The sequence below is a fragment of the Slackia sp. genome (genome assembly GCF_977041755.1).
Map to the genome: position 1 here is coordinate 1 of NZ_CDRRGL010000131.1, position 4,710 is coordinate 4,710.

Sequence of the window (4,710 nt, forward strand, 5' to 3'; positions counted from 1 at the left end):
CGTACGCACGCCACACACCGTTCGCGCCGAGTTCTTCCCAAATGTGCATGTCTTCCGAATAATCGATCCAGCCTGCGGCGAGGCCGGGCTCATCGGCGGGATCAATGCGCTCGCAGCCGCGTTCGCCCGCTGCGATCGAGGTGTCGCCCGCATCTCCAATCCAATGCACGCTGCCAAGCTTGACCTGGGCGTTTTGTGCCCACTGTGCAACGTTGCGCTCGCATCCCGGGTACCAGTCGCATTCGAATCCAAAAATGAAATCCATGTCGGGCGCGATTTGCGCCGCAAGTTCGCGCGCGGCATCGAACGCCGTTTGGTGGGCGGGCAAATCGCGCGCTGGCACCTGGCATTCGCATCGTGAATCCATGCTGGCCGGCAGCGTGAGGTGGTCGGTGGAAACGAGCACGCGGCATCCCTTAGCTGCGGCAGCGCGCACATTTTCCTCGAAAGACGATTCGCCGTCGGAGAAATTTGTGTGGGTATGGCAGTCAATAATGGATGCGTGCACGCTTTTCCTCCACATCTAAGAATTTCTTCTTGCCAACCGAAAGGGAATGTTGCTATTATATTCGAGCTGTTTCAAGCGGAGGCAAAAACCTCCCACCTGCTTCGGCGCAAGCTGATGGGTCTCAAGAATATACTTCTTCATGAACTTCTTGAACCCTGTGCGTGCGCGCAGGGTTTTTTGTTACAGTGCAAACCCGCAACCCGCGGGAGATGTAGGAGGTGAGCGCAATAGCAGCTCAAGAGCCCAGGCTCAATGAAGAAATCCGCACTCGCGAGTGCCGCCTGATTGGCTATGACGGTTCTCAGATGGGTATCTTCAACACCCGCGAGGCCATGCGCATCGCAGAAGAGGCCGGTTTGGACCTTGTCGAAATCGCGCCGAACGCTGAACCCCCCGTGTGCCGCATCATGGACTACGGAAAGTTCAAGTACGACCAGGCGATCAAGGCCAAGCAGGCTCGCAAGAAGCAGACCAAGGTCGAGATCAAGGAAATGAAGTTCCGTCCCAAGATCGACGTGGGTGACTACACCACGAAGAAGAAGCACGTGCTTCGTTTCTTGGCAGGCGGCGCTAAGGTCAAGATTACGATCATGTTCCGTGGCCGCGAGATGGCTCACCCCGAGCAGGGCCTCTCGATTCTCGAACGTTTGGCAGACGACTTGAAAGACGTTGCCGTTATCGAGAATGCCCCCAAAATGGAGGGCCGCAACATGCATATGCTCATCGCTCCGCTTCCGGCAGCGGTGAAAAAAGCAGCCGATAAAGACGCCAAAAACAACGGCGAATCCAACGAGTAAGCAGAAAGGACTTCGATTATGCCTAAGATGAAGACCCATAAGGGCACCGCAAAGCGCTTCCGCGTCACCGGTACCGGCAAGATCGTCCGCGCTAAGGCTTTCAAGAGCCACATCAAGAGCAAGAAGAGCCCCAAGCGTATCCGCAATTTCCGCAAAGAGACTGTTGTTGCCGAGTCCGACAAGCGTGTTGTCGCTCGCAACCTCGGCCTCCGCTAATTGATTTAGGAAGTGATTATCAATGCCACGTGTTAAGCGTTCTGTTTCCGCTAAGAAGAAGCGTCGCGTTGTCCTCGCTCGTGCGAAGGGCTACTACGGAGCTAAGTCTCGCCATTATAAGAAGGCGAAGGAGCAGGTCCGTCATTCGCTGCAGTACCAGTACCGCGATCGTCGCAACAAGAAGCGCGAGGTTCGTCGTCTCTGGATTACCCGCATCAACGCTGCTGCTCGTATCAACGGCGTGTCTTACTCCGTGTTCATGAATGGCCTCCACAAGGCTGGCGTCGAGCTCGACCGCAAGGTGCTCTCCGACATGGCCATCAACGACCCCGAGGCTTTTGCCGCGCTGGTCGAGGTCTCTAAGGCTGCTCTGAAATAATTCGTTCTTGCTGAACGCCAAAAGCCCCCGCAGCGCGGGGGCTTTTTTGTGCTTGGAGAGATTAACGCTGCATCTGTCAGGGGCACTCTTCGGCCTTAGGTGCGGCTTCCATTTCGCATCGACGCTTGCTGTATGCGGCCATTGCCGCCGCGCTTCCCGCGAAAGCAAGCCCTGCCGCTCCTGTGATAAGGCTCGTTGCGAAATCGAGCGTTTTCGGCAGGGGCTTTATTCGCTTGTTTTTTAGAATCGCGATTTCGATTTCGGGCGTATCGCGAATCTCGATCCGCAGCTCTTGGTTTTCGGCTTTATACCCTTCAGGGGCGCATGCTTCAGTGAGGACATACGTTTCCCCAACGTGCAGGTGGCTGAATTCTACTGGCGTTTTCCCTTGGGCGGCCCATCCTTCGGCTTCAAGTCCTTCATTGCAAGGCTCAATGGGGTTGCCTTGGGAATCTTCAAGACGGAATTTTCCGCCCTCAATTCTCGTTTGCGAAGCCGCCTGCTCGGCGCTGCCGTCATCGGCATGCGCTTTGCTGGCTTGTTCGCAACGCTCAGCATCGACCTTGAAAAATGCCAAGCGTGTGAAATCATTCTCGATGGTCTCTTTCCACAGGGCGTCGCCTTCGTTTTCGCCTTCGCATCCCGCATTGCTCGCCTCGATCCAGGCGTTCTCGCTTTCGTACCAGCATCCGTCGTTTGCAAGGAAGCGCGTTTCGCTCCAATCGCTTGTCACGTAGCCCAAGTCGAAGCGGGGGAGCGTTTCGCGGAGCGTATAGGCGCGGCCTTTTGGCAGGTGCGTAACTTTGGCGAGGCCTTCTTCGTCAGTTACGAGCTTGTATTCATCGGGTGCATCGGTAGCCTCGTCGACCGCGCTTGCTTCGCTGGATTCGTCGTCTGTGCTTTCCCCTGCGTTTCTCAATGCTCCGCCGAGCTGCTTGCTTTCTTTTGCCTCATCCGCATCAATTGTGGTCTCGCTGTTTCCCGCAGTTCCGTCATTCTGAATGATTACGGTCGGGGATGTCTCGTCCTTTTCTTGTCCTCCTTCTTGGTCTCCTTCGCTCTTCCCCGCGCTCAAAATGAATTCGACCCCGGCAATGGGCGCGCCTGTTTGCGCATCGACCTTCGTGATTTCGATGCCCGTTGGCTCTTCCTCGATCGTGATGCCCGTGCATACGACTTCGTCGGTGTCGTTTTCCCATGTCAGCGTTACGTGGTGGTGCTTCGTTTCGGTTCTATACCCTTCGGGCGAGAGGGTTTCGACTACGATGTATTCCGCTGTGCCTGATCCGAGCGGTAAGGGGGCAATCGTCCATGCTCCCGCCTCATTGCTCGTTGCGCTTCCGGCGAAGTCGCCCCTGTGTAACGCGAGTGTCCCATCGGGGAATACGATGTCGGTTGCGGCTCGCGCCTCATAGGTTGCCCCCGAGACGTCTTCTCCGGTCAGGATATCAATCTTGCGTCCTTCGATGGCTCCGTATGCTTTTTCGTTTGGCAGGGTTATTTCAATGACGTCGTCTTCCTCCCAGCGGTGATTTTGTGCAACCTCGAAGTACACGGGCTCTTTTCGCGTGAGGTAGGGCGCGATGGTTGAAACTTCCCGAATGGCATAGCTGCCCCAGGCGAGCCTTTCGGGGAATTGCACCATGCCCGACTCGGGAATCGTGAATTGGGAAATGCGTTCAGTGCTTGGCGTATGCACGTCGAATGATACGGGTTGGTATTCGCCGTTTGCATCTTGTCTGAGCAACTCGACGACAGTTCCCGGCGAAAGCACGGTTTTGCCCGTCTCAGTATCGGTCTTCTTTACTCGTACGGGCGAGTAGATGCGATGGTCTTCAATCGTCATGAAGGCAATGTGCGCGTCGGCGTGCACTTCGATATCGATGATTGGGTCGACGAGCCTGAGCGCTTCGTCGGGGCAATGCGTCTCAACAATGGTGTATGTCCCGTAGGGTAGGGCACAGCTCGGTGCCGATTGTCCGCCATGGGCTTCTGGCTCCCAGTTTTCAAGCAAATCCTTCGAAGTGAAGCGTCCGTCGCTTTTCGTTGTGACGGTTCCCATGAGCGAACCGAAAAGCGCCGACCCATCGTTTGAGACGACGGCCTTTCCTTGCGCATCAAGAATAGGGACAACGCTGTAGCCCTTGTCTGCAAGGCCTCCGTCGTCTTGCAGCCATATTTCGAATTCCGCTCCCACAAGGGGCGATTTGAGCGATTTGTCGCTTTCGCCCTCATGCTCGAAGAATTTCGCGCCTTCGATGTCTCCTCGAAACACGCGGTCGTATGCGGTTAGGACTACAGTTGCGCAGGCCTCATCGTTCTCGGGCGCTAAATCAACGGCCGCCCACCCGTCGGCATCCGCGTGCGGAAGTGGCGTGACGGCATAGCCTTTCGGCGCCGAAATCTCGCGAATGCGAACAGTTCCTCGTGCGATTTCGGGGAATTCCGCTATCCATGCGCCGCCAGCTTCGCTTTCATGCCATGCGCTTTCTGCGGTATAGGAATTTCCCTGCGAATCGACGAGCTCGAAGAGCGCTCCCGAAAGCGTCGCATGCCCTTGGGCGCGCTCGCCAGTTTCAGCGTCTCGCTTCTCGATGGCGACGCGCACGGTTTTCGGCGTATCGTCAAGCGTTTGCGCGCCCGTCGCCTGGCCTACCTCCATATACCGCGGTTCATCCCAGGCACAAAATCCCAAGGGGGCGCGGTCTTCTCGAATCCACACGCCCTGGCCCGGAGCAAGTTCGATCTCGGCGTAGCCTTGCGCATTCGTAGAGAATTCGGTAATCAGCCCGCTGCATACGCCGTTTTCG

Annotated in this window: 5 protein-coding genes; 3 read left to right on the forward strand and 2 right to left on the reverse strand. The window is 56.5% G+C overall.

The window, feature by feature from the left end; all coding sequences use genetic code 11:
- The coding region (locus ACWI8T_RS08200) for a PHP domain-containing protein (RefSeq protein WP_449138588.1) at window positions 1–508 on the reverse strand (508 nt) is incomplete at its 3' end.
- 218 nt (window positions 509–726) lie between these two features.
- Here ACWI8T_RS08200 and infC point away from each other — a divergent pair.
- From infC to rplT, 3 genes are read left to right on the forward strand one after another with little or no spacing between them, the layout of a single operon-like run.
- On the forward strand, window positions 727–1,305 hold the full coding sequence (gene infC / locus ACWI8T_RS08205; RefSeq protein WP_114616198.1) for a translation initiation factor IF-3: 579 nt from the start codon (window positions 727–729) through the stop codon (window positions 1,303–1,305).
- An 18-nt stretch (window positions 1,306–1,323) separates the two neighbouring features.
- Entirely contained in the window at window positions 1,324–1,521 is a 198-nt protein-coding gene (gene rpmI / locus ACWI8T_RS08210) for a 50S ribosomal protein L35 (RefSeq protein ID WP_114616199.1), read from the forward strand.
- A gap of 22 nt (window positions 1,522–1,543) precedes the next feature.
- Window positions 1,544–1,900: a 50S ribosomal protein L20 gene (rplT, locus tag ACWI8T_RS08215; RefSeq protein WP_114616200.1), complete on the forward strand. Its 357-nt coding sequence runs from the start codon at window positions 1,544–1,546 to the stop codon at window positions 1,898–1,900.
- Window positions 1,901–1,976: 76 nt separating this feature from the next.
- Here rplT and ACWI8T_RS08220 read toward each other — a convergent pair.
- Window positions 1,977–4,710, reverse strand: a 2,734-nt coding sequence (locus ACWI8T_RS08220; RefSeq protein ID WP_449138589.1) for an MSCRAMM family protein, incomplete at its 5' end; no start/stop codon positions are given.

Bases quoted from the DNA above. Each gene is read 5' to 3' on its own strand.
- rpmI (WP_114616199.1), top strand. From the start codon at position 1,324: ATGCCTAAGATGAAGACCCATAAGGGCACCGCAAAGCGCTTCCGCGTC.
- rplT (WP_114616200.1), top strand. From the start codon at position 1,544: ATGCCACGTGTTAAGCGTTCTGTTTCCGCTAAGAAGAAGCGTCGCGTT.